Genomic DNA, 22,984 nt, shown 5'->3' with positions numbered 1-22,984 from the left:
CGACCGAGGTCTACAGCTTCTGCATCGGGACGCCGCCGATCAGCATCAGCCGGACCGTCCCGCCCGAGCCGAAGTCGATCGTCACCGTCGCGCGCGGGCCGATGCCGTCGGCCGCGACGACCGTCCCCAGGCCGTACTTGTCGTGGTTGACCCGGTCCCCGACGTCGAGGTGCAGCGTCTGGTTGTTCAGCGACCGCTCCGGGACCTTCCAGCTCCCGCGGTCGGTCGCCTGCGGACGCTTCCCGAACCCGAACCGCCCGACCGGCGCCGACGGGCGCTGCGCGGCGAGCTGCTCCTCGCTGCGCCGCCAGTCGAGCAGCGACGGGGGCACCTCGTCGAGGAAGCGCGACGCCGGGTTGGTGCTGGGCTGCCCGAACGCGGACCGCACGATCGCCCGGGACAGGTAGAGCCGCTTCTCCGCGCGGGTGATGCCGACGTAGGCCAGCCGGCGCTCCTCGGCGAGCTCCTTGGGATCACCGAGGGTGCGCAGGTGCGGGAAGATCCCGTCCTCCCAGCCGGTCAGGAAGACCACCGGGAACTCCAGGCCCTTCGCCGTGTGCAGGGTCATCATCGTGACCACGCCGGAGTCGTCGTCGGGAATGGAGTCCGCGTCCGCGACGAGCGCGACCCGCTCCAGGAACGCGGCCAGCGAGCCGGGCTCCGGGACACCGTCGGGGGTGTCGTCGTAGGTGTCCGTCTCACCCTCGGGTGCCGCACCGTCGGGTGCCGCGCCCTCGGGTGCCGTGCCGGACCCGATCGCGGCCCCTCCGTCCGACGCGAGGTCGGCGACCGCGGCGTCCCCCGCGAACTCCCGCGCCACCGTGACGAGCTCGGCGAGGTTGTCCATCCGGGTGCCGTCCTGGGGGTCCTCCGAGGCCTGCAGCTCCTCCAGGTAACCGGTCCGCGCATAGACCGCCTCGAGCACCTCGGCGGTGTCGTCGCCGCGGTCGACGAGCTCGCGCAGCTCGTCGAGCATGCGCACGAACCCGGCGATGTTCTTCTGCGAGCGGGTCGCCAGCGCGGGGAGCCGCTGCGGCTCCTCGGCGGCGGTGCGCAGCGCGCGGGCGAACGAGGTGCGCTCGCGCTCGGCGTACTCGGCGACGACCGCCTCGGCCCGGTCCCCGATGCCGCGCTTGGGCACGTTGAGGATCCGGCGCAGGCTGACCGTGTCCTCCGGGTTGGACAGCACCCGCAGGTAGGCCAGCGCGTCGCGGATCTCGCGGCGCTCGTAGAACCGCACCCCGCCGACGACCTTGTAGGGCAGCCCGACCCGCAGGAACACGTCCTCGAAGACACGGGACTGGTTGTTGGTCCGGTAGAAGACCGCGATGTCGGAGTTGCGGTACTCGCCGGTGTCGACGAGGCGGTCGATCTCGCGGGCGACGAACGACGCCTCGTCGTGCTCGTTGTCCGCGACGTAGCCGACGACACGCTCGCCGTCGCCCGAGTCCGACCACAGCCGCTTGTCCCGGCGCTCGGGGTTGCGGGCGATCACCGCGTTCGCCGCGGACAGGATCGTCTGGGTCGAGCGGTAGTTCTGCTCCAGCAGGATGGTCCGCGCGTCCGGGAAGTCCTGCTCGAACTCGATGATGTTGCGGATGTTCGCGCCGCGGAAGGCGTAGATCGACTGGTCCGAGTCGCCGACGACGCACAGCTCGCCCGGGCGCCCGTTCGCGGTGGCCGGTGCGACGAGCTGGCGGACCAGCTCGTACTGCGCGTGGTTGGTGTCCTGGTACTCGTCGACCATCACGTGCCGGAACCGGCGCCGGTAGTACTCGGCGACGGCGGGCAGCCGGTCCAGCAGCGAGACCGTCTCCATGATCAGGTCGTCGAAGTCGAAGGCGTTCGCCTGGCGCAGCCGGGACTGGTAGACGCCGTAGACCTCGGCGATGCGCCGCTCGTGGTCGGTGGCGGCCCGGTCGGCGGCCTCGTCCGGCGAGACCAGCTCGTTCTTCAGGTTGGAGATCTGGGCGGCCAGCGCCCGCGGCGCGAACTTCTTCGGGTCCAGCTCCAGATCGCGCCCGACGATGCCGACCAGGCGACGTGTGTCGTCGGCGTCGTAGACGGAGAAGGCACTGCGCACACCCAGGTGCTTGGCCTCACGCCGCAGGATCCGCACGCACATGGAGTGGAAGGTGGACACCCACATCGGCCCGGAGCGGCGCCCGACGAGGGCGTCGACGCGCTCCTTCATCTCGGCCGCGGCCTTGTTGGTGAAGGTGATCGCCATGACCTCGCCCGGGTGCACCCCGCGCTCGGCGAGCAGCCAGCCGACCCGGTGGGTGAGCACCCGGGTCTTGCCCGACCCCGCGCCGGCGACGATGAGCAGCGGCGAACCCGCATGGGTCACGGCCTCCCGCTGGCGGTCGTTGAGGCCTTCCAGCAGGCGGCGGCCCTGGGCCGTCGTCGGCTCGGCAGCGGCGGCGGGGCCCGTCCCGGGGAGTTCGAACAGCGCACTCATCGTGTCGAACACGGTACGCCGGGGGTCCGACACGGCCCGCTCCGGCGTCGCCGGTCCCCAGGAAGCACGGCGCCCCGGTGCGCCGGGTGGTCTACACTCGCCACGTGGCACACGACGGGCGATTTCGCTACGGGTACCGGACCCCGGTTCCCGCTGCGCCGCCCGTCTGAGCCCAGACGCCACCCGCACGCCCCGGAGTCCGACGGACCCGGGGCGTTCGTACGTCCTCGGTCCCGACGGCCCGTGACCGAGACGAGGAGACCATGACCGTGACCGACCCCGCAGCCCCGCAGCCCCGCAGCCCCGCAGCCCCGCAGCCCCGCAGCCCCGCTCCGGCACGAGCACCGAGGTGCGCACCGGAGCCGACCCCGAGATCGAGCAGCTGCGCCGGGAGATCGACCGGCTCGACGCCGAGATCCTCGACGCGATCCTGCGCCGCACCGAGGTCTCGAAGCGCATCGGCGCCGCCCGCATGGCCGCGGGCGGACCGCGGATCGTCTACAGCCGCGAGATGGCGGTGCTCGACCGGTTCGCCGACCTCGGACCCGAGGGGCGCGAGCTGGCGATGATGCTCCTGCGGCTGGGCCGTGGACGCCTCGGCGGCCGCTGACCTCCTGGTGCGACACCCGGTCGCGTCCCGCGACCGGGTAGAGGTGACGACCGTTCGGCGATTCACGCACAGTGCACAGCGCGACACCCCGGCGAGCGCCCCACCTGGGGTTCAGGTCAGGTCACCCTTGCGCAGGGGTTGCCTTGCGCGGCAACGAGCAAGCCGAGCGGTCGGATACGGCCGATGAACGGGAACCACCCGAAAGGGTTACCTGCGACGAGCGGAGGGTGATCACTTGGGGATCAAGGGCTCTTTCCGGTACATCTTCCCAGGTCGAAATGACCCGAAGGAGGACGTGCGGCCGTGACCGACACACCTGCCGGAGCCCCGCTCCCCGGCGCCACCGGGCCCCGCGACGTGGTGAGCGTCGCCGAGCTACTGGCGCGCCACTCGCGCGCTTCCCACGCCTCTTCCGACGGAGCGGGCCCGCTCACCGGGCCCGTCCTGTCCGTCGGCGACCTGCTGCGCCGCGAAGGGCGTCCCCCGGTGGCCGAGGATGCCTCCGCCGACGCCGCCTCGGCCGGTGACATCGCCGCCGCGGGCGCCCCGGGCGGCTGGCCGGACATCGACCTCCCGCAGCCCCGCTCCGCGGCCGTCGCCGACGGCTGGACCGGCCGTCAGGTGTCCGGGCGCCGGCGCGCCGGTGTGGTCGCCGGAGCGCTGCTCGCCGCGGGCTCCGTGCTCGGGGCCGCCCTCTACAACGGCGTCGGCACCGAGAACTCCGACGCACGCGCCGCCGCCGACGGCCTGTTCCCCGGCTTCGGCCTGCCCACCGCGGGCACCCCGGACACGCTGCCCGCCCAGTACCTCCCGGCGAACGTGGCGCTGAGCTCGCCGCTGCCGGACGCGCCCGCCCCCGGTGCCACCGACTGGATGGCCGTCGCCTTCGGCCCGCAGCGGCCGGTGCAGGCGGTCGCGGCAGGCCGTACCCCGGGCACCGCCGCCGGGCCCGCCGCCGCGGTCCCCGCCCCCCGCACACCCTCGACCGGCAACCCGGGCACCGGGTCCCCGTCGTCGCCGACGGTCCCGGGGCCGCGCGGTGCCGGCGGCACGGGCTCGCCGCTCGCGCCGATCGTCGCGCCGATCAACAACCCCGACCGGGCAACCGCGGGCAACCTGCTCGAGCCCGTGACGGGCACCCCGCCGTCGCGCGGCGGGACCAGCACCGGCCCGCTCCAGGACGTCACCGAGAACGTCCGCCCGGTCGGCAACGCCGTCGGCGGCGTCGTCGCCCCGGTGGCGCAGGCCGCGGCACCGGTCGGCAGGGCCGTCGGCGGTGCCGTGTCCCCGGTCACCGAGGCCGTCCGCCCGGTGACGGACGCGGTCAAGCCGGTCACCCGGCCCCTCACCGACACCCTCGAACCGGTGACGACGCCGGTGCTCGGCGCGCTGTCGCCGATCACCGAACCCGTGCTCGACAGCACCAAGCCGCTCACCGGGCCGGTCCTGAAGGCCGCCGAGCCGGTCACCGGGCTCCTCGACACCTCGGCCAAGAAGCCCGACACCGGTTCCTCGTCCGACGAGGCCACCCAGCCGCTGCAGGCCGTCACGAAGCCCGTGGGGCAGGTGGTCAGCACGGTGACCGAGCCGGTCGGCGGGGTGCTCGGCGGTGTCACGAAGGGCGCCGGCGGGCTGCTGGGCGGCTGACGCGCTCCCACCACGACGACGGCCCCGGCCCCCGCACACGCGGAGGCCGGGGCTCTTTCCGGCTCGCTCCGGTCGCTGCGCGACCTACACGAGCCTCCTGTCGGTGCCGATGCTCCTTCCGGCTCGCTCCGGTCGCTGCGCGACCTACACGAGCCTCCTGTCGGAAGCCCAGCGGGACAGCTCGTGCCGGTTCGACGTCTGGGTCTTGCGCAGCACGCTCGACACGTGGGTCTCCACCGTCTTCACCGAGATGAACAGCTCCTTCGCGATCTCCTTGTAGGCGTAGCCGCGGGCCAGCAGCCGCAGCACGTCCCGCTCCCGCTTGGTCAGCTGGTCGACCTCCGGGTCCACCGGCGGTGCCGCGCCCGGCCGGTCGGAGAACGCGTCCAGCACGAACCCGGCCAGACGTGGCGAGAACACCGCGTCGCCGGCCCGCACGCGCCGCACCGCGTCGGCGAGGTCCCGGCCCGAGATCGTCTTGGTGACGTAGCCACGGGCGCCGGACCGGATCACCGAGATCACGTCCTCGGCGGCGTCGGACACCGACAGCGCCAGGAACACCGACCCGGTGCCCGCCGCACGCGCCCGACGCAGGATCTCCGCGCCCCCGCCGCCGGGCATGTGCACGTCGAGCAGCACCACGTCCGGCGCGAGGTGCCCGACGCCGGCCACCGCCTCGTCGACGGAGCCCGCCTCGCCGACCACCTCCAGCACCGGACTGCGCCCGTCGCCGCGGTCCAGCTCGGCGCGCACGCCGGAGCGGAACAACGCGTGGTCGTCGACCAGGTAGACCCGGATACCGGTGTCGTCCGGACCGGCCGGGGTGTCCTGCACGTCGTCGGCGGTGGTCATGCCGTCTCCTTCTCCCTCAGCGGCATCGACAGCCGCACCTCCGTGCCCTCGCCGGCCCCGGTGCGGATCCGGACCGTACCGCCGTGGCGGCGCATCCGGGCGTGCACCGAGTCCGCGAGGCCGTGCCGGTCGTCGGGGACCGCGTCCGGATCGAAACCGGTGCCGCGGTCGCGCACGAACACCTCCGCGGCGCCCGGGCCCTCGGCCGAGGCGGGCTCGACCTCCACGTAGACGTCGACCTCGGACGTCCCCGAGTGCTTCGCCGCGTTCACCATCGCCTCACGCGCCGCCAGCACCAGGGCACGCAGGTCGTCGTCGAGCTCGGCGTCGCCGACCAGCACCGGGCCGACGGTCACCGCGTAGGTGTCCTCGACCTCACCCGCGACGCGCGTGATCGCCACCGACAGCAGCGTCTCCGCAGCGTCCGGGCTGCCGCTGCCGCCGCGGGCACGCCCACCGGGCCCGTAGAGCCAGGCGCGCAGCTCCCGTTCCTGGCCACGGGCCAGCCGCTGCACCTCGCGCGGGTCGCCGGACTGCCGCTGGATCAGCGCCAGGGTCTGCAGCACCGAGTCGTGCAGGTGCGCGGCGATCTCGGCGCGCTCGGCGGCGACCGCGCGAGCCCGCCGCTCCTCACCGAGGTCGCGCACCAGCCGCACCCACCAGGGGACGGTGAGGACCGCGACGCCCAGCAGTGTCGCCAGCGCCGCGAGGATCCCGAACCGCACCTGGCCCAGGTCCAGGTTGCCGAGCAGGAACACCGCCAGCCCGGTCAGGACCAGCGCGGCGCCGAGCAGGGTGCGGGCCAGCGCCGCACGGCCGGCTCCGACACGGCTGCGGGCGTCGCGCGCCCACTGCCGTCGCTGTGCCTCGTCGGCCTCCCGCCACACGACGGCCGCGCCGACCGTCGCCAGTCCCAGCGGGCCGGCGATCCAGCCGAGCACCGCCGAGCCCGAGGTCACCGCGACCAGCGACAACCCCAGACTCAGAGTCAGCAACCCGGCGGCCTGCAGCCGTTCGGACCGGGTCAGGGTCCGCTCGACGACGTCGGTCTCCTGCCGCAGGAACACCCACAGCAGGCCGTAGGCCAGCACGCCCGCCCAGCCCAGCAGGCTCAGGGCGACGAAGGCCGCCCGGATCCACCGGACGTCGACGCCGAGGTGGTCGGCCACCCCGCCCGCGACGCCGCCGACCATCCGCCCGGAGCGGCGCCGGGCCAGTGGGACGCGCGCTCCGGGGCTCGGCGGCACCGGGCCGCCCGGCCGCGGGGACGCGGGCTGCGCGGGCGCCGCGCCATCGGAGACCGGCACCGTGGCCGCATTCGCCGAGGACCGTGCATCCGCAGAGGGCTCCACAGAGGGCCGTGCGTCCGCCGACGACGCTGCGGCGCCGGTCGAGGGATCCGAGCTGTTCACGACACCATCGTCACACGACCCCCGCCGGATCCCCTCCGGATCTCAGACCGGGGTCGTCTCGGGGTTCTCCCCGAGACGCCGGGGCCCGCCCGGACGGCAGACTCGACGCCATGAACGAGACGCAGCTGCCCTGGAGCGGCCGACCACCGTCGGCGGCAACGACGGCCCGGAACACCCTGCGCGACATGTGGGACTCCCGCCCCCTGCGTCCGCGCGACGACCGCAAGCTCGCCGGGGTCTCCGCCGCGATCGCGCGCCGCTACGAGATCGACCCGACGCTGGTCCGGGTGGGGTTCGTCGTCGCGGCGATCGTCGGCCCCGGAATCCCGCTCTACCTGGCGGGCTGCGCGGTCCTGCCGGACGCCGGGCCGCCCGGCAGCCCCGTCCCGCCGCGCAACGGACCGTCCTCCGCGCTGTCGGTGACGCTGCTGGTCATGGCCGCGCTGCTGGCCGTCCCGCTGGTGCTGTCCAGCGACCGGGTGATCCCCGCCCTCGTCACCGTCGCGCTGCTCGTCGCGCTGCACGTGACCCGGGGGAACCGGCCCGGGGCCCGGGAGGCCGCCGCGTCGCCGACGCCCGTGGTGCCGTGGGTCGCGGACCCGCACGCCCCCACCGTGGCGCAGGCCGCGCCACCGGCCTGGGATCCGCTCGGCGTTGCGCCGTTCGCCTGGGATCTGCCCGAACCGGGCCCGGAGCCGGGTCCGCCGCCGGCCCCCCGGTCGTCGCTGACGCCGATCACGCTGGCCGTGTCGCTGGTCGTCGCCGGGATGGTCGGCGGGCTCGCCCTGGCCGCACCGGGGGCGGTGCCGGCCTCGGCCGTCCCGGGGGCCGCGCTCGCCGTCGTCGGGATCGGGCTGGTCGTCGGTGCGCTGCGACGCGCCGGACGCTGGCTGGTGCCCTTCGCGGTGCTGCTCGCGCTCGTCACCGCGGCCACCATCCCGCTCAACGACGCCGTCGGCCCCGACGGATGGGCCGTGCGCGGTGGCATCGGGGAGACCGTCGAGGCCCCGACGACCGCGGCCGCGCTCGCCCCGGAGTACCGGCGGGGCACCGGCGCCGTCGAACTCGACCTGACCCGCCTCGACCTCACCGCGACGCCCGGCGCGACCGGACCCGTCCGCACCCGGGCCGAGGTCGGCGCGGGTGCGGTGCAGGTCCGGGTCCCGCGTGACGCCGACCTGCGCGTCCGCAGCTCGGTGGGCACCGGCGACCTGACCGTCGACGGACAGACGCGCACCGGGCAGAACGTGGACCTGACCGTGAACGACCCCGGCCCGGACGGACCCGGTGGCCGGGTGCTGGAGCTCGACCTGCGGGCCGAGCTGGGAACCGTGGAGGTCACCCGTGGATAGCTCGCTCGTCCGTCGCGCCGACCCGTTCGCCCTCGTCGCCGGGATCCTGTCGCTGCTGGTGGCCGTGTGCGGGGTCCTCGGGACCGCCCCCTGGGAGGTCGTCGACCTGCGCTGGATGCTCGCCGGGACCGCGGTTGTGGCGGGGATCGCATTCCTGATGGCGAGCGTGCGTAACTCCCGGGCCACATCGGACGACTAAAGGGTCACCACGGGAGCCGGCGGGCTGGGGAGCGCCGCCGGACCCGCCGCCGCCCGCGTGGCAGCGGCGTCCGACGGGGGTCGGACACCGCACAGGCCCGGGCTGGCCGGGGCGGGGCCGAGACATCGGCCCCGCCCCTGTTACGTCGGGCCCCGGCTCACTCCCACTCGATGGTGCCCGGGGGCTTGCTCGTCACGTCGACGACCACCCGGTTGACCTCGGACACCTCGTTGGTGATCCGGGTCGAGATCCGCTCGACGACGTCGTAGGGCAGCCGGGTCCAGTCCGCGGTCATCGCGTCCTCGCTGGACACCGGACGCAGGACGATCGGGTGGCCGTACGTGCGGCCGTCGCCCTGCACGCCGACGCTGCGGACGTCGGCCAGCAGCACCACCGGGCACTGCCAGATCTCGCGGTCCAGCCCGGCGGCGGTCAGCTCCTCGCGGGCGATCGCATCCGCGGCGCGCAGGGTCTCCAGCCGGTCGCGGGTGACCTCGCCGATGATGCGGATGCCCAGGCCGGGGCCGGGGAACGGCTGGCGTCCGACGATGACCTCGGGCAGCCCCAGCTCGGCGCCGACCATCCGGACCTCGTCCTTGAACAGCGCGCGCAGCGGCTCGATGAGCTCGAACTCGATGTCGTCGGGCAGTCCGCCGACGTTGTGGTGGCTCTTGATGACCGCGGTGCCGTCGCCGCCGCCGGACTCCACGACGTCCGGGTAGAGCGTCCCCTGCACCAGGAACCCGACGTGGTGGTCGGCGACGACCTCCGCCGTGGCCGCCTCGAAGACCCGGATGAACTCCCGGCCGATGATCTTGCGCTTCTGCTCGGGCTCGGTGACCCCGGCGAGCGCGTCGAGGAACCGGTCGGCGGCGGCGGCGACGTGCAGCGTCGCGCCGGTGGCAGCCACGAAGTCCTTCTCGACCTGCTCGCGCTCGCCGGACCGCATGAGCCCGTGGTCGACGAACACGCAGGTCAGCCGGTCACCGATGGCGCGCTGGACGAGCGCGGCGGCGACCGCGGAGTCGACCCCGCCGGACAGCCCGCAGATCGCGCGACCGTCGCCGACCTGGGCGCGGATCGCCTCCACGGTGTCGTCGATGATCGACGCCGTCGTCCAGGACGGGCGGATGCCCGCGACGTCGTGCAGGAACCGGCGGAGCACCTCCTGGCCGTGCGGGGAGTGGCCCACCTCCGGGTGGTACTGCACGCCGGCGAGGCGCCGCTCGGTGTCCTCGAACGCGGCGACCGCGACCCGGTCGGTGGAGGCGGTGACGGTGAAGCCCGCCGGCGCCGCGGTCACCGAGTCACCGTGGCTCATCCACACCGGGTGTGTGCGCGGCAGGCCGTCGTGCAGCGTGCCGGGGGTGCCGGTGAGCGCGACCTCGGTGCGGCCGTACTCGCGGGTGCCGTCGTGGGCGACCTCGCCGCCCAGCGCGCGGGCCATCGCCTGGAAGCCGTAGCACATGCCGAACACCGGGATGCCCGCCTCGAACAGCGCCGGGTCGACCGCGGGGGCGCCCTCGGCGTACACGCTCGCGGGTCCCCCGGAGAGGATCACCGCGGCGGGCTCGCGGGCCACGATCTCGGCGACGGGCAGGGAGGCGGGCACGATCTCGGAGTAGACGTCCGCCTCGCGCACGCGACGGGCGATGAGCTGCGCGTACTGGGCGCCGTAGTCCACGACGAGGACGGTCGGGGTCTGCACACGACCAGGGTAAACGGGCGACGCAGGTCACCCGCCGTCCGTACCGTCTCGCACCGCCCCGGCACCGTCCCGGCACCGTCTCGTCGATCCTGATGATCCCCGCCCGGCCGCAGGCGTGCGGCGTAACGGCGAGGCCCGGTTGCTCCGATGGGGGGATGACGGCACCGTACGACCTGGAGGCACTCCCCGATGGCCACCACCCCGACCGGCCACACCACCGGCACCGGCGACACCACCGCCGACCCGGCCGTCGACGGCACCACCACGACCGTCGCGCCGCTCGTCCCCGCCCAGCGCTCCGCGCCGGAGCAGGAGACCCGTCCGGCCGCCGCGCCCACCGCGGTCCCCACCCTGGCCCCCGTCGACGAGCCCGTGGCCGCGGAGCCGGCCCGGGAGACCGCGGCACCGGTCGTCCCCCGGGCCCGCGCGTTCCGGGCCCGGGTCCTGCCGGTGTTCCTCTGCGCCGCCGCCACCGGCACCGCGGCGATCGCCGCCGCAGGGCTGATCATGACCCCGCCGGCGACCTCGCCGCTGCCCACCCCGCAGACCGTGACCGCGTCCGGCGCGACGGTGCCGCAGGGCCCGCCGCTGCCGCAGACCGTCGCCGCGTCGCTGGTCGGGTCCGCTGCCGGGACCGGCCTGTGGGCCGGGGACCCGGTCGTCGCGATGACGGCGTGGCGCGACAACGGCGGCCTCACCCACCTCACCGCGATCGGCGACGGCTTCACCCGGGTCGCCGACGCCGCGGCCCGTCAGGACGCGGTGGCGCTCGCCGTCGCCTGCGGACGGCTGCGGACCGCCGTCGACGCCGCGCGGGCCTACGACGCCGTGCCCGACGCCGCCGCGCAGACGTCCTGGGCCGCGCTGCTCGACCACGGCGCCGCCGCCGCCACCGCGGGGACCTCCGGAGCCCTCGCGCTGGACCCGTCCCAGCTGTCGGTGTTCACCACGCAGGCGAACCTGGTGCGCGACGACCTGACCGCCGTCACCGACCGGGTCCGCGCCGTCCTGGCGGGCTGACCCTCACTCCTCGTGCCGCCCGCGCGACCGCAGCGGCGGCGGCTGCACCGGCCCGAGCAGCGCCCGCAGGTCCGCCGCGCTCGCCGCGCGTCGCCCGAGGTCGACCGCCACGGTCGGCGCGATGTCGCGCAGCCGCCCGAGCAGGGCCGGATCGGCCAGGTCGTACCGGCCCCCGGCGGTCCCGGTGACGATCGCGTCCGGGCGCAGCGCCCGCACCGCCTCCGGATCCGGGCTGCGGTCCTCGCCGACCGGGTCGACGCCGTCGAGCGTCCCCGCGCAGCCGACCAGCTGCGCGCCCAGCTCCAGCAGCAGCTCCCCCACCCGGGGATCGGTCGCGACCACCCGCACGACCGGCCCGCGCAGCGGCACCGGGGTCCCGGTCGCGTCGACGAAGGCACGTCCGCCGCCCATGGCGGCTCCGGCGGTGGGGCGGCTCATCGGCGGCTCCTCCTGGGGTGACGACGGCGTCACCGCCGAACCTACCGCGGCGAAACCTGTTCGACCGCCGTCACCGGTGGCGCCTAGCGTGGTCCGCCGTGACCAGCCCGACCGAGACCCGGATCCGCCGCGCCCTCACCAACTGTTCCAAGGGGGAGGCGACGCGGCTGGTCCTGCCCGCGTGGGTCCGCGACCTGGACCCGGACCGGCTCGACGACGTCCGCGGCTGGCGTGACCCGAAGGCCCCCGACCGCGGGGTACTGCTCGTCCCGACCGACGACGGCCCGGCCGGTGTCGTCCTGCGCGCAGCCTCCGGCGGCGCCCGGTCCGCGGCGATGTGCGCGCTGTGCCGGACCACCCACACCGTCGGCGGGGTCGCGCTGTTCGCTGCTCCCCGGCGCGGCGCGAAGGGACGCCAGGGCGACACCGTCGGCACCTACATCTGCGCCGACCTAGCCTGCGCCGAGCACGTCCGCGTGGAGACGGCCACGGCCGCGCTCAAGCCCACCCCCGGCACGACCGTCGACGAGCGACGGGCCGGGCTGCGGGAGCGGGCCGTGGAGTTCGTCGCCGCCGTCACCGGGTGACCGGCCCTCCCATACGCGAACGGGCCGCTCGTACGACAGGTGCGTACGAGCGGCCCGTTCGTGCGACGGGGGATCAGGTCCGCAGGTTCAGCCCGACCCGCTGGAACTCCTTGAGGTCGGAGTAGCCGGTCTTCGCCATCGCCCGGCGCAGCGCGCCGAACAGGTTCGTGGTGCCGTACGGGCTGTCGGTCGGCCCGAACAGCACCTGCTCCAGGGACCGGCCGGACCGGGCGAGCCCGGTCACCTCCGACCGCGGCAGCGACGGGTGCGCCGCCGAGGAGGTCCAGTAGAGCCCGCCGGCCGGGGACTCCGCGGCCTCGGCGAGCTGCTCGCCGAGCATGACCGCGTCGGCGCCGCAGGCCACGGCACGCGCGATGTCACCGGAGGTGCCGATGCCGCCGTCGGCGATCACGTGCACGTACCGGCCGCCGGTCTCGTCGAGGTAGTCACGACGGGCCGCCGCGGCGTCGACGATCGCGGTCGCCATCGGGACGCCGACCCCCAGCACCTCGTCGGTGGTGGTCGAGGTGGCCTGCCCGTACCCGACGATCACACCGGCGGCGCCGGTGCGCATCAGGTGCAGCGCGGTGCGGTAGTCCCCGACCCCGCCGGCGACGACCGGGACGTCCAGGTCGGCGATGAAGTCCTTCAGGTTCAGCGGCTCGCCGTCCGAGACGTGCTCGGCGGAGACGATCGTGCCCTGCACGACGAGGATCTCGACGCCCGCGGCGAGCAGCGCCGGGGTGAGCTCGCGGGCGCGCTGCGGGCTGACCCGCGCCGCCACGGTGTGCGAGCTGTCGCGCAGCGGGCGCAGCGCCTCGGTGATGAGGTCGTGGCGGATGGGGGCCTGGTGCAGCTCCTGCAGCAGGGCGACCGCGGAGTCCGGCTCGTCGCCGGTGGCCGCCGCGACGATGCGCTCCAGCGCGCCCTTCGGGTCGGCGTGCCGGGCCCACAAGCCCTCCGCGTTCAGCACCCCCAGACCGCCGAGCTCGCTGATCCGCACCGCCGAGTCCGGCGACACCACCGCGTCGGTGGGGTGGGTCAGCAGCGGGATGTCGAAGCGGTAGGCGTCGAGCTGCCAGGCCGTCGAGACGGCCTTCGAGCTGCGGGTCCGCCGCGACGGGACGATCTCGATCTGGTCGAGGTCGTAGGCACGACGGGCCTCCCGGCCCATCCCGATCTCCACGAGGTCACGCACGGGCACCACCCTAAGCGGCGCTGCTCAGGATGGTGCTGGGGCCCCCGTGACTACCGGGCGGCGTAGTTCGGGGCCTCGACGGTCATCGTGATGTCGTGCGGGTGGCTCTCCTTGAGACCGGCCGCGGTGATCCGCACCAGGCGCGCCTGCTGCAGGTCCGGGATGGTCTGCGCGCCGACGTAGCCCATGCCCGAGCGCAGCCCGCCGCCGAGCTGGTGCACGACCGAGGACAGCGGCCCGCGGAACGGGATCCGGCCCTCGATGCCCTCGGGGACGAGCTTGTCCTCGCTGAGCACGTCGTCCTGGGCGTAGCGGTCCTTGGAGTACGACCGGCCCGCCGCGCCGGCGCGGCCCTGCATGGCGCCCAACGAGCCCATGCCGCGGTAGGTCTTGAACTGCTTGCCGCCGACGAGCACGACCTCGCCGGGCGACTCCGCGGTGCCGGCCAGCAGCGAGCCCAGCATGACCGTCGACGCGCCGGCCGCGATCGCCTTGGCGACGTCGCCGGAGTACTGGATGCCGCCGTCGCCGATCACCGGGACGACGGCCGGGGCGCAGGCCCGGGTGGCCTCGTAGATCGCGGTGATCTGCGGGGCCCCGACCCCGGCGACGACCCGGGTGGTGCAGATCGAGCCCGGCCCGACGCCGACCTTCACCGCGTCCGCGCCCGCCTCGACGAGCGCCTTGGCGCCGTCGAAGGTGGCGACGTTGCCGCCGACGACGTCGACGTGGTCGCCGACCTCGGCGCGCAGCTTCGCGACGGTCTCCAGCACCCGACGGGAGTGACCGTGGGCGGTGTCGACCATCAGGACGTCCACACCGGCCTCGACGAGCTGCATCGAGCGGGCGTAGGCGTCGTCGCCGACCCCGACCGCGGCGGCGACGACGAGCCGCCCGTCCGGGTCCTTGGTCGCCAGCGGGTACTGCTCGGTCTTGTTGAAGTCCTTGATCGTGATGAGGCCGCGCAGCATGTCGTCGCCGTCGACGATCGGCAGCTTCTCCAGCTTGTGCCGGCGCAGCAGGCCCAGTGCCGCCTCCGCGGTGACGCCGACCTTGGCCGTCACCAGGGGCGCGCGGGTCATGACCTCCGACACGGGCCGGTCGGTGTCGACCTCGTAGCGCATGTCGCGGTTGGTGATGATGCCGACCAGGCGGCCGGTCTCGTCGGTCACCGGCACACCCGAGATCCGGAACTTGGCGCACAGCGCGTCGACGTCGGCCAGGGTCGCGTCCGGGCTGCAGGTCACCGGATCGGTGACCATGCCGGCCTCGGACCGCTTCACCACCTCGACCTGCGCCGCCTGCGCGTCCGGGGAGAGGTTGCGGTGCAACACCCCGAGACCACCGGCGCGGGCCATCGCGATCGCCATCCGGGACTCGGTGACCGTGTCCATCGGGGACGACACCAACGGCACCTGGACCCGCACCCGGCGGGTCACCTGGCTCGACGTGTCGGCCGAGCTGGGGATCACGTCCGACTCGGCGGGCAGCAGCAGCACGTCGTCGAAGGTCAGCCCGAGCATCGCGAACTTGTCCGGCAGGCCGCCCATCTCGCTCGTCATCTCTCCGGGGCTCCTCTTGCGGTCGAAGCAGTGTTGTCGAGGCGGTGCGGTCGACGCTGACGGCGGGCTCCCGCCGCAGGCCGCCATCGTACGTCCACCACCCCGGGGTGGGCCGGGCCCCGACCCCCCGCACCGGTACCGTGTACACCGTGTCACCAGAGGCGCTGCCACCGGACCCATTCGCCGGAGACCCGGATGATCCTGCGCTGTCGATGCAGGCCTACGACGACCGTGGTGACGGCGCGTGGCCGGGTTCCGGTGACCCGGAGGTACCCCCGTTGAACGAGACCGACCGCGGCGAGATCCTCGCCGACCTGGCAGACCTGGCCGTCTACCAGGCACTGCTGGCGGGCCGCGGCGTCCGCGGGATCGTCGTCGACTGCGCGGACTGCGGCGAGCAGCACTTCCACGAGTGGAACCTGCTGCGCGCGAGCCTGCAGCAGCTCCTCGACGAGGGCCGGATGCGGCCGCACGAGCCGGCCTACGACCCGGACCCGGCGCACTACGTCACGTGGGAGTACTGCCGCGGGTACGCCGACGCGACCCTCGCCGACTGAGCCCGGCGCGCCCCCCACCAGCACGAAGGGCCCCGGAGGAGATCCTCCGGGGCCCTTCGCCGTGCTCGGTGCCGTTCCGCGTCGGTTCGGCGTCAGTTCGGCCTGCGGCTCACCGCGCCGGTCGTCGTCGACGACGGCGGGGTGGTGTCGTCCGCCGGGTCGCTCTGCCCCTCCCCGGCCGCGGTGGGCCGGGTCGTGGGCGAGGTCGTCGGAGTCGTCGGGTCCGCCTGGCCCTCCGTCGTCGGCGAGGTCTCCGACGACGACGGCGCCGGGGTGGGTGCCGTCTCCCCCGGCCCGCCCAGCACCGACGGGTCGGTGGTGCCCTCCGGCGAGGTCGGACCACCCGGGGTGGTCGTCCCCTCCGACGGCGGCGGCGACGGCGTCGGAGTGTCCTCGTCGCCCTCGGTGACCGGAGGCGGCGGGGCAGGGGTCCCGTCGCGCAACGGCGACCGCGGGTCGGTCGGTGTGCCCGGCGGGGTCTCGGCGACCTTCTGGCTCAGGAAGCGGTTCTGCTGCTCGAAGTCGTCGCGCACGTCCGGTGCGGTGCGGTCGACCAGCGGGCCGAGCGCGGCGAGCTCCTGCTGCGCACCGACGGTGTCCCCGGCGGCGAGCTTGGCGTTGACCCGCTCGATGCCCTCGCGCAGCGTGGCCGCCGCCTGCACCTGCTCGGCGCGCTCGCTGTAGAGCACCCGGGAGACCCCCCACAGGGCGTCGCCCGGCTGGGCCTCGTGCGCGCTGATCGACACGACGGCCAGCGCACAGGCCGCGACCGCCGCAGCGGCGACGAGCGGGCGCAGGAAGGAGACCTTCCGCGACGGCTTCGCCGGCTGCAGGATCTGCACGGCCTCGTCGGTGTCGACGAGCTGCGGGATCGGGTCCCGGTCGACCCCGTCCTTCCACGACGAGAGCATCGCGGCCAGGTGGTCGTCGACGTCGTAGCCGCGCCGGCCGGGCCCGGACACGCCGAGCCCGGAGGACAGGGCGTTGATCAGCTCGTCGTCGGCCTGGAGCTCGACGAGGTCGACCGGGCCCTCGTCCTCGATGTCGTCGAAGGCATCCCAGTCGTCGCCGCGGGCGGCGCGCCGCCGCACGACCGGCTGCGGGACGGTGTGCGCGTCGAACGGCAGCGGGTGACCCCGGTGACCGATCGGGTGGGAGTGGCCGTTGGTGCGGGGCGGGCGGGGCTCGCCGAAACGGCCACGCGTCACCGGCGCGGGCGGACGCTCCCAGCCCTCACCGGGTGGGGGGAAGCCCGGACCGTGCGGACCCTGGTCACGCATCCCGGACCACCTGCTCACTCATCATCTTCCTCAGCCGGGCCAGCGCCCGGTGCTGGGCGACGCGGACGGCACCCGGAGTGGAGCCGACAGCCGCCGCGGTCTCCTCCGCGGACAGTCCCACGACCACGCGCAACACGATGATCTCCCGATGCTTCTCCGGAAGGATCTCCAGGAGCTTGGACATCTCCTGCGACAGTTCCACCTGCAGGGCCCGGGACTCGGGGCCGTCGGAGGACTCCATGCGGTCCGGCACGTCGGCCATCGGTTCGGAGCGGTTCCGGGACGCAGCCCGGTGCGCGTCGATGACCTTGTGGGACGCGATGCCGTAGACGAAGGCGAGGAACGGGCGCCCTTGCACCCGGTACCCCGGCAACGCCGTGAGCACGGCCACGCAGACCTCCTGGGCGACGTCGTCCGCCGAGACGGACCCTCGGTCGGTCCCGAGTCGGGCGCGGCAGTAGCGCACGACGAGGGGCCGAATCATGGCGAGAACGCGCTCGACCGCGGACCGGTCGCCGGCCATGGCGGCTTCAATCCACTCGTCGGGAACGTCTCTTGATTCACTCATCGTGGGGAACCGCCCAGGCGTTACGAGCATCCAGCAGCGTCATCCGATCGTGGAAGCAACCCGCGTTCGCGCAGGTGAGATCGGCTCGGATCCACCGTATCCGAGCGGGACTCGCCGACGGGAGTCGCTCCATGCCAGATCAGACGATCGTGCACAGTTCCGGGTTGCGCGGGGCCCCTCCGCAACACGTCCACGGGGCAACCACGGTCGGCAAGCGGTTCGTCACCCACCGCAGGATGCGGTCACCGGACGCAGTGAAGATCGTCCGCACCCGATCACCGGCGGTGGACCGCCGGGCGCGGGTCGCATCCGGTTCGGCGCGGGATCCGGACGGTCGTCGTCGAGGTCGCGGGACTGCGGTGACGCGTGTGGCCCCAGGGACGCGGGGGACACCGGGTGACAGTTCCCGGCGTCCCGTCGACCGCTCGCCGAACGGGGGCCGATCGGAGGCCGCCGTTACGACGTCCGGCGGGTCCGTCGTCGACCTCGGCCGGGGCCGCCCGCGTGCCAGGCGGGGACCGTCACGCGCCGGCGTGGGCCGGGTCAGGTGCCGGCGGGCGTCCCGGTCGTGCGCCCCGGCGGGGTCCGGTCGCGGGGAGCACGACCGGCGTCCCGTCGGCGGGGCGGCGGACCGGCCGGAGCCGGTCGGTGCGGACGACCCGGGCGCGATGTCCCGGGTGCGGGCCGCGAGGTCGGCAGCGGCCCGTGTGCGTGGGGCCCGGACACGGGGGGCCGGGGCGTGGAGCCGGACCGCGGGGGTCGGTCCGGCTCACGATGCCCACCCGCGCGCGGGTGGGGTGGAGCGGCCGGTTCGGGGTCGGTCGCTCGGCGGTGCGGGGTCGTGCCGTTCCGGGTGGGGACCCGGTCAGGACACCAGGCCGCGGCGGAAGCCGTGGGCCACGGCCTGCGCGCGGTCACGGACGCCGAGCTTGCGGAACAGCCGGCGTGCGTGGGTCTTCACGGTGTCCTCGGACAGGTAGAGCTCGCGGCCGATCTGACCGTTGCTCTTGCCCTGGCTCATCCCGCGCAGCACCTGGAGCTCGCGCTCGGTGAGCTGGACCCCCGGGTCGGTGGGGACGCGCGGGGTCGGCACCGAGGTGCTGGCCAGGGTGTGTGCCAGCGCGGCGACCAGCTCGGGACGCGAAGCGTCCCAGCGCAGGTAACCGCGCGCCCCACCGGCGATGGCGGCGGCGATGCTGCCGGCGTCGTCCGGGGCTCCGAAGACGATGACGTTGGCCTGCGGGTGGGCGGCCACCAGCCGGCGGGTGGCCTCCACCCCGGTGGGCACAGCACGCTGCGTCCCGACCAGGACGACGTCGACGGACTGGCGGGCGTAGCGGGCGAGGAGTTCGTCCCCGTGGGCGACGCAGTCGATGCGTTGGACCCCCGGGACCGCGGACATGACGCGAGTCAGTCCCTCGCGGACGCTGCGACGATCGTCGCAGATGAGTACCGTCGTCACGACGATTCCTTCCTGCAGCTTCCTGCAGCCGGGTGATTCTTCACCCTCCGAATCGGCGGGTGACACTCTCACCTTGACACGGTCGGGGCGATTTTGTGCCCTCCGTTCGGCGCGCTGATCCACGTGCCTCAGCGTCATGTGGGTGAAGCATCGCCGAATGGAGTAGTCCATACGGTACATCGTCCGGGCCGGAGTTCGGGCACTACTCCCGCAGCAGGTCCCGACCGCTACGGTCACTTCGCGTATAGAGGACGCTCACCGTGTGCAACACCGCATGTCGGCGACCCTCCGCATCCGCTCGGCGACTGCGCGTATCGACTGGTGACGCTCCGGCGTGTCGCGCTGCGGCGACCGGTCCGGAACCGGCGTCCGGCGTCGCCCGATCGGCCCCCTCCCGCCCGCGGTGCGGCCCGACGGGTACGGCATCCGGGCCATCCCCGGCCGGCTCCGATGCCCCGTCCGGCCCTGGCCCGGCGAGGTCGGCCCGGGCGAGCAGCGCGGGGCGGTGCAGCGGGAGCAGCCCGTGTGCGAGCGCGTCCGCGGCCACCGCGTCCAGCGCCGCGACGACGCCCGCCCGGTCCCGCCCCGCCACCCCGGCGGCCACCGCCCGGACCAGACGGCTCTTGAGCACGTGCCGTGCGGACCCGAGCGCCAGCGCCCCGGCCAGTGCCTCCTCGGCGGCGCCGAGCGCCGCGGCCGGGTCCCCCGCGACCAGCGCGGTCTCCGCCCGCACCCATCCGTACCGGACCCGGGTGCGGTGACCCCGCGGGCCGCACCACGGTCCGGCCCGGCGCAGCAGCGCGGCGGCGGTCGCGACGTCGAGACGGCCGAGCGCGTCGGCGGCGAGACCGGTCAGCGCGTCGGCGACGGCCGCGGCGCGGTCGAGGCCCCACGGCCCGGGGTCGCGCGGAACCCCCGCGTCCGGCAGCACCAGTCGCAGCGCGGCGCCGTCGAGCGCGGCCGCGGCGCGGTGCCCGCCGAGCTGCCGCAGGTGGGAGGCCCGGGTGACGGTCGCGTGTGCCCGCAGCACCACTCCGGCCGCCGGGTCACGGCGCACCCCGTCGAGCAGCGCGGCCGCGGCCGCGTAGTGCCCGGAGCCGCCCCGGGCGACCGCGGCCGCCCACCGCAGCTCCGGTGCCCCGTCCGGGCGCGCCGCCCAGGCCACCTCCCGGTCCGTCGCCGCCCCGGTGAGCAGGGCCCGGATCCCGGCCGTCGGCGCTCGGCCTGCACCACCCTGTCGGACGTGCACCATCGTTCACCTCGAATCAGGTTTGCGGCCGCCGTGGCCAGGGAATCTGAGCGTCGTCAGGTTCGATAGCGAAGGCAGGTGACGAACATGGCGGACATCCGGAGGCTTCCCGGCCCGGTCGCCGACATCTACGACTGGCAGATGGAGGGAGCCTGCCGGGGGATGGACAGCGCGTTCTTCTTCCATCCCGAGGGTGAGCGCGGTCCCGCCAGGGCCCGTCGTGAGACCCGAGCGAAGCAGGTCTGCTCCGAGTGCCCCGTGGTGCAGCAGTGCCGCGAGCACGCACTCAAGGTGCACGAGCCCTACGGCATCTGGGGCGGCCTGTCGGAGTCCGAGCGGGACGCGATCATCCGCGGTCCGCGCCGCACGCTCAAGGTCGCCGCCGAGGCGACCGTCCAGCCGGTGGACGTTCCCGTCCACACCGCCTGAGAGCCCCGACCGACGGGGGCTCCCATCTCCCGACGGACGGCACATCCACTTCCTGCCCCGCAACGCACGACGGCGGGCGACCCTCGGGTCGCCCGCCGTCGTCGTGCTCGGGGTGGAACTGAGCCAGGGCTCAGTGACCGTGACCGTGCCCGTGGCCACCGGCCGGGGCCGGGTCGGCCTCCTCCGGCTTGTCCACCACGGCGCTCTCGGTGGTCAGCACCATGCGCGCGATGGACGCGGCGTTCTCCACGGCCGACCGGGTCACCTTGACCGGGTCGATGACGCCGTCGGCGAGCAGGTCCCCGAAGGTGCGGGACGCCGAGTTGTACCCGGTCCCCCAGCCGCCCTCGGCCACCTTCGACACCACGATCGCGCCCTCGTCGCCACCGTTCTCGGCGATCCAGAACAGCGGGGCCGACAGGGCCTTGCGGACGATCGCGACACCGGTCGCGGCGTCCCCGGTCAGGCCCAGGCCGCCGTCGAGCTCGGCCGCGGCGTGCACCAGCGCCGAACCGCCGCCGGGCACGATGCCCTCCTCGACCGCCGCACGGGTCGCCGCGACGGCGTCCTCGATGCGGTGCTTGCGCTCCTTGAGCGCGGTCTCGGTGGCGGCACCGGCCTTGATGACCGCGACGCCGCCGGAGAGCTTGGCCAGGCGCTCCTGGAGCTTCTCCTTGTCCCAGTCGGAGTCGGACTCCTCGATCTCGCGCTTGAGCTGCGCGACACGGCCCTCGACGTCGGCCTTGGCGCCGGCGCCCTCGACGATCGTGGTGGCGTCCTTGGTGACGACGACGCGGCGGGCGCGGCCCAGCAGCTCGAGCCCGGCCTCGTTCAGCTTCAGGCCGACCTCGGGGTTGATGACCTGACCGCCGGTGGCGACCGCGAGGTCGTCCATGAACGCCTTGCGGCGGTCACCGAAGAACGGCGACTTGACCGCGGCGACCTTGACGGTCTTGCGGATCGAGTTGACGACCAGCGTGGACAGGGCCTCGCCCTCGACGTCCTCGGCGATGATCAGCAGCGGCTTGCCCTCGCCGAGCACCTTCTCCAGCAGCGGGAGCAGGTCCTGGATGGAGCTGATCTTGTCGCGGTGCAGCAGGATGTACGGGTCGTCGAGCGCCGCCTCCATGGACTCGGAGTCGGTGACGAAGTACGGCGACAGGTAGCCCTTGTCGAACTGCAGGCCCTCGGTGATCTCCAGCTCGGTGGAGAGCGTGGAGCCCTCCTCGACGGTGATCACGCCGTCCTTGCCGACGGTGTTGATCGCCTGGGCGATCAGGTCGCCGATCTCCTGCTCGCGCGAGGCGATGGCGCCGACCTGCGCGATGTGGCTCTTGGCGTCGACCGGGGTGGCCTTGGACAGCAGCACCTCGGAGACCTTCGCCGACGCGGCGGCGATGCCCTGGCCGAGGGCGAACGGCGCGGCACCGGCGGCCACGTTGCGCAGGCCCTCCTTCACCAGGGCCTGGGCCAGCACGGTGGCGGTGGTGGTGCCGTCACCGGCGACGTCGTTGGTCTTGGTCGCGACGGTCTTCGCCAGCTGGGCGCCGAGGTTCTCGAACGGGTCCTCGAGGTCGACCTCACGGGCGATGGTCACGCCGTCGTTGGTGACGGTCGGACCGCCGAACTTCTTGTCGATGACGACGTGGCGGCCACGCGGGCCGAGCGTCACCTTGACGGCATCGGCGAGCTGGTTCACGCCACGCTCGAGCGCGCGACGGGTGTCCTCGTCGAAGCTGATCTGCTTCGCCATGTCTTGTTCTCGCTACCTCTCGGAGTTTCGCTCTGGTTCTCGGGGGAGAAACGCGACCGCCCCGGTGCGGACCACCGTGGGGTGGACCACCCGGGGCGGTACGTCAGGCGATGGCTCGCGTCAGTTGACGACGGCCAGCACGTCGCGCGCGGAGAGGATCAGGTACTCCTCGCCGTTGTACTTGACCTCGGTGCCGCCGTACTTCGAGTAGATGACGACGTCGCCGACGGCCACGTCGAGCGGGACGCGGTTGCCGTTGTCGTCCACCCGGCCCGGGCCGACGGCCAGGACCTTGCCCTCCTGGGGCTTCTCCTTGGCGGTGTCCGGGATGACGATGCCGGAGGCGGTGGTGGTCTCCGCCTCGCTGGCCTGGACGACGAGCTTGTCCTCGAGCGGCTTGATGTTCGCCACGACGATGACCTCCCCTTCCTGGGGTGAATCCGGTGTCACGGGTTCTCTAGCGGTGTCAGCAGCGCGCACGTGACGACTCCCGCCCCGCCGTCGCGGGTGTCGGGGCGGAGGTCGTCCGCCGCGCGCATTGGCACTCTATCCATGAGAGTGCCAGAAACCGAGCGGGGGCTCAACCGCACCGTTCGGGAGTGTCCGGAGTTCCCGGTCGTCGCCCGTTGTTCACCTCCTC

General features: G+C 74.3%; 21 protein-coding genes. 8 read left to right on the top strand and 13 right to left on the bottom strand.

Annotation, left to right across the window (positions count from 1 at the left end; translation table 11 throughout):
- Positions 1 to 10: 10 nt before the first annotated feature.
- The gene (locus FVA95_RS08995) at positions 11 to 2,461 is read right to left on the bottom strand and encodes a UvrD-helicase domain-containing protein (protein WP_149663793.1); all 2,451 of its coding nucleotides are present in this window, start codon (positions 2,459 to 2,461) and stop codon (positions 11 to 13) included.
- 349 nt (positions 2,462 to 2,810) lie between these two features.
- On the opposite strand from FVA95_RS08995, the gene FVA95_RS08990 reads away from it, so the two are divergent.
- Both FVA95_RS08990 and FVA95_RS08985 read left to right on the top strand, forming a co-directional pair.
- Positions 2,811 to 3,071 (top strand): chorismate mutase, encoded by a 261-nt coding sequence (locus FVA95_RS08990; protein ID WP_149663792.1) that lies wholly within the window; start codon positions 2,811 to 2,813, stop codon positions 3,069 to 3,071.
- Between the two features lie 303 nt (positions 3,072 to 3,374).
- Positions 3,375 to 4,718 carry a hypothetical protein gene (locus tag FVA95_RS08985; RefSeq protein ID WP_149663791.1) on the top strand — a complete coding sequence of 448 codons (1,344 nt, stop codon included), beginning with the start codon at positions 3,375 to 3,377 and terminating at the stop codon, positions 4,716 to 4,718.
- Positions 4,719 to 4,862: 144 nt separating this feature from the next.
- Here the strand turns inward: FVA95_RS08985 and FVA95_RS08980 are convergent, their stop codons facing one another.
- Entirely contained in the window at positions 4,863 to 5,570 is a 708-nt protein-coding gene (locus tag FVA95_RS08980) for a response regulator transcription factor (RefSeq protein ID WP_149663790.1), read from the bottom strand.
- Positions 5,567 to 6,877, bottom strand: coding sequence for an ATP-binding protein (locus FVA95_RS08975; protein WP_149663789.1), 1,311 nt, complete (start codon positions 6,875 to 6,877; stop codon positions 5,567 to 5,569). The genes FVA95_RS08980 and FVA95_RS08975 overlap by 4 nt, the downstream gene beginning before the upstream one ends.
- A 215-nt stretch (positions 6,878 to 7,092) precedes the next feature.
- On the opposite strand from FVA95_RS08975, the gene FVA95_RS08970 reads away from it, so the two are divergent.
- Complete coding sequence (locus tag FVA95_RS08970; RefSeq protein WP_149663788.1) at positions 7,093 to 8,334, top strand: PspC domain-containing protein; 1,242 nt, start codon at positions 7,093 to 7,095, stop codon at positions 8,332 to 8,334.
- Positions 8,327 to 8,533 (top strand): hypothetical protein, encoded by a 207-nt coding sequence (locus tag FVA95_RS08965; protein WP_149663787.1) that lies wholly within the window; start codon positions 8,327 to 8,329, stop codon positions 8,531 to 8,533. Before FVA95_RS08970 ends, FVA95_RS08965 begins: the two co-directional genes overlap by 8 nt.
- A gap of 157 nt (positions 8,534 to 8,690) precedes the next feature.
- Here FVA95_RS08965 and guaA read toward each other — a convergent pair whose 3' ends face one another.
- A complete protein-coding gene (gene guaA / locus FVA95_RS08960) occupies positions 8,691 to 10,241 on the bottom strand; it encodes a glutamine-hydrolyzing GMP synthase (protein ID WP_149663786.1) in 1,551 nt (516 codons plus the stop codon).
- Positions 10,242 to 10,430: 189 nt separating this feature from the next.
- Between guaA and FVA95_RS08955 the strand changes: the two genes are divergently transcribed.
- On the top strand, positions 10,431 to 11,261 hold the full coding sequence (locus FVA95_RS08955) for a hypothetical protein (protein WP_149663785.1): 831 nt from the start codon (positions 10,431 to 10,433) through the stop codon (positions 11,259 to 11,261).
- Between the two features lie 3 nt (positions 11,262 to 11,264).
- On the opposite strand, the gene FVA95_RS08950 is transcribed toward FVA95_RS08955, so the two are convergent.
- Positions 11,265 to 11,699 (bottom strand): hypothetical protein, encoded by a 435-nt coding sequence (locus FVA95_RS08950; protein ID WP_149663784.1) that lies wholly within the window; start codon positions 11,697 to 11,699, stop codon positions 11,265 to 11,267.
- 98 nt (positions 11,700 to 11,797) lie between these two features.
- Here FVA95_RS08950 and FVA95_RS08945 point away from each other — a divergent pair, with 98 nt between their 5' ends.
- Positions 11,798 to 12,286, top strand: coding sequence for an FBP domain-containing protein (locus tag FVA95_RS08945; RefSeq protein WP_075333883.1), 489 nt, complete (start codon positions 11,798 to 11,800; stop codon positions 12,284 to 12,286).
- Positions 12,287 to 12,359: 73 nt separating this feature from the next.
- Here FVA95_RS08945 and FVA95_RS08940 read toward each other — a convergent pair whose 3' ends face one another.
- Positions 12,360 to 13,484, bottom strand: a complete 1,125-nt coding sequence (locus FVA95_RS08940; protein ID WP_149663783.1) for a GuaB3 family IMP dehydrogenase-related protein — start codon at positions 13,482 to 13,484, stop codon at positions 12,360 to 12,362.
- 50 nt (positions 13,485 to 13,534) lie between these two features.
- Positions 13,535 to 15,046, bottom strand: a complete 1,512-nt coding sequence (gene guaB / locus FVA95_RS08935; RefSeq protein ID WP_149663782.1) for an IMP dehydrogenase — start codon at positions 15,044 to 15,046, stop codon at positions 13,535 to 13,537.
- Positions 15,047 to 15,195: 149 nt separating this feature from the next.
- On the opposite strand from guaB, the gene FVA95_RS08930 reads away from it, so the two are divergent.
- Positions 15,196 to 15,603 carry a DUF5319 domain-containing protein gene (locus FVA95_RS08930; RefSeq protein WP_043276535.1) on the top strand — a complete coding sequence of 136 codons (408 nt, stop codon included), beginning with the start codon at positions 15,196 to 15,198 and terminating at the stop codon, positions 15,601 to 15,603.
- Positions 15,604 to 15,695: 92 nt separating this feature from the next.
- Here the strand turns inward: FVA95_RS08930 and FVA95_RS08925 are convergent, their stop codons facing one another.
- From FVA95_RS08925 to FVA95_RS08910, 4 genes are all read right to left on the bottom strand, one after another.
- On the bottom strand, positions 15,696 to 16,901 hold the full coding sequence (locus FVA95_RS08925) for an anti-sigma-D factor RsdA (RefSeq protein ID WP_149663781.1): 1,206 nt from the start codon (positions 16,899 to 16,901) through the stop codon (positions 15,696 to 15,698).
- On the bottom strand, positions 16,876 to 17,451 hold the full coding sequence (locus tag FVA95_RS08920) for a sigma-70 family RNA polymerase sigma factor (RefSeq protein WP_060714331.1): 576 nt from the start codon (positions 17,449 to 17,451) through the stop codon (positions 16,876 to 16,878). The genes FVA95_RS08925 and FVA95_RS08920 overlap by 26 nt, the downstream gene beginning before the upstream one ends.
- An 865-nt stretch (positions 17,452 to 18,316) precedes the next feature.
- Positions 18,317 to 18,913, bottom strand: coding sequence for a response regulator transcription factor (locus tag FVA95_RS08915; protein ID WP_010225624.1), 597 nt, complete (start codon positions 18,911 to 18,913; stop codon positions 18,317 to 18,319).
- A 202-nt stretch (positions 18,914 to 19,115) separates the two neighbouring features.
- Positions 19,116 to 20,165 (bottom strand): hypothetical protein, encoded by a 1,050-nt coding sequence (locus tag FVA95_RS08910; protein ID WP_149663780.1) that lies wholly within the window; start codon positions 20,163 to 20,165, stop codon positions 19,116 to 19,118.
- Positions 20,166 to 20,249: 84 nt separating this feature from the next.
- Here FVA95_RS08910 and FVA95_RS08905 point away from each other — a divergent pair, with 84 nt between their 5' ends.
- Positions 20,250 to 20,591, top strand: coding sequence for a WhiB family transcriptional regulator (locus tag FVA95_RS08905; RefSeq protein ID WP_149663779.1), 342 nt, complete (start codon positions 20,250 to 20,252; stop codon positions 20,589 to 20,591).
- Positions 20,592 to 20,721: 130 nt separating this feature from the next.
- On the opposite strand, the gene groL is transcribed toward FVA95_RS08905, so the two are convergent.
- Both groL and groES read right to left on the bottom strand, forming a co-directional pair.
- A complete protein-coding gene (gene groL / locus FVA95_RS08900) occupies positions 20,722 to 22,344 on the bottom strand; it encodes a chaperonin GroEL (protein WP_020623961.1) in 1,623 nt (540 codons plus the stop codon).
- A gap of 120 nt (positions 22,345 to 22,464) precedes the next feature.
- Positions 22,465 to 22,755 (bottom strand): co-chaperone GroES, encoded by a 291-nt coding sequence (groES, locus tag FVA95_RS08895; protein WP_020623960.1) that lies wholly within the window; start codon positions 22,753 to 22,755, stop codon positions 22,465 to 22,467.
- Positions 22,756 to 22,984 lie beyond the last annotated feature (229 nt).

Origin of the sequence: Pseudonocardia sp. EV170527-09 (assembly GCF_008369905.1) — a bacterium.
In the GTDB taxonomy this organism is placed as follows: Bacteria; Actinomycetota; Actinomycetes; order Mycobacteriales; family Pseudonocardiaceae; genus Pseudonocardia.
Note: the sequence above shows the minus strand (reverse complement) of the source record. Positions and strands in the feature narration are given on the sequence as shown.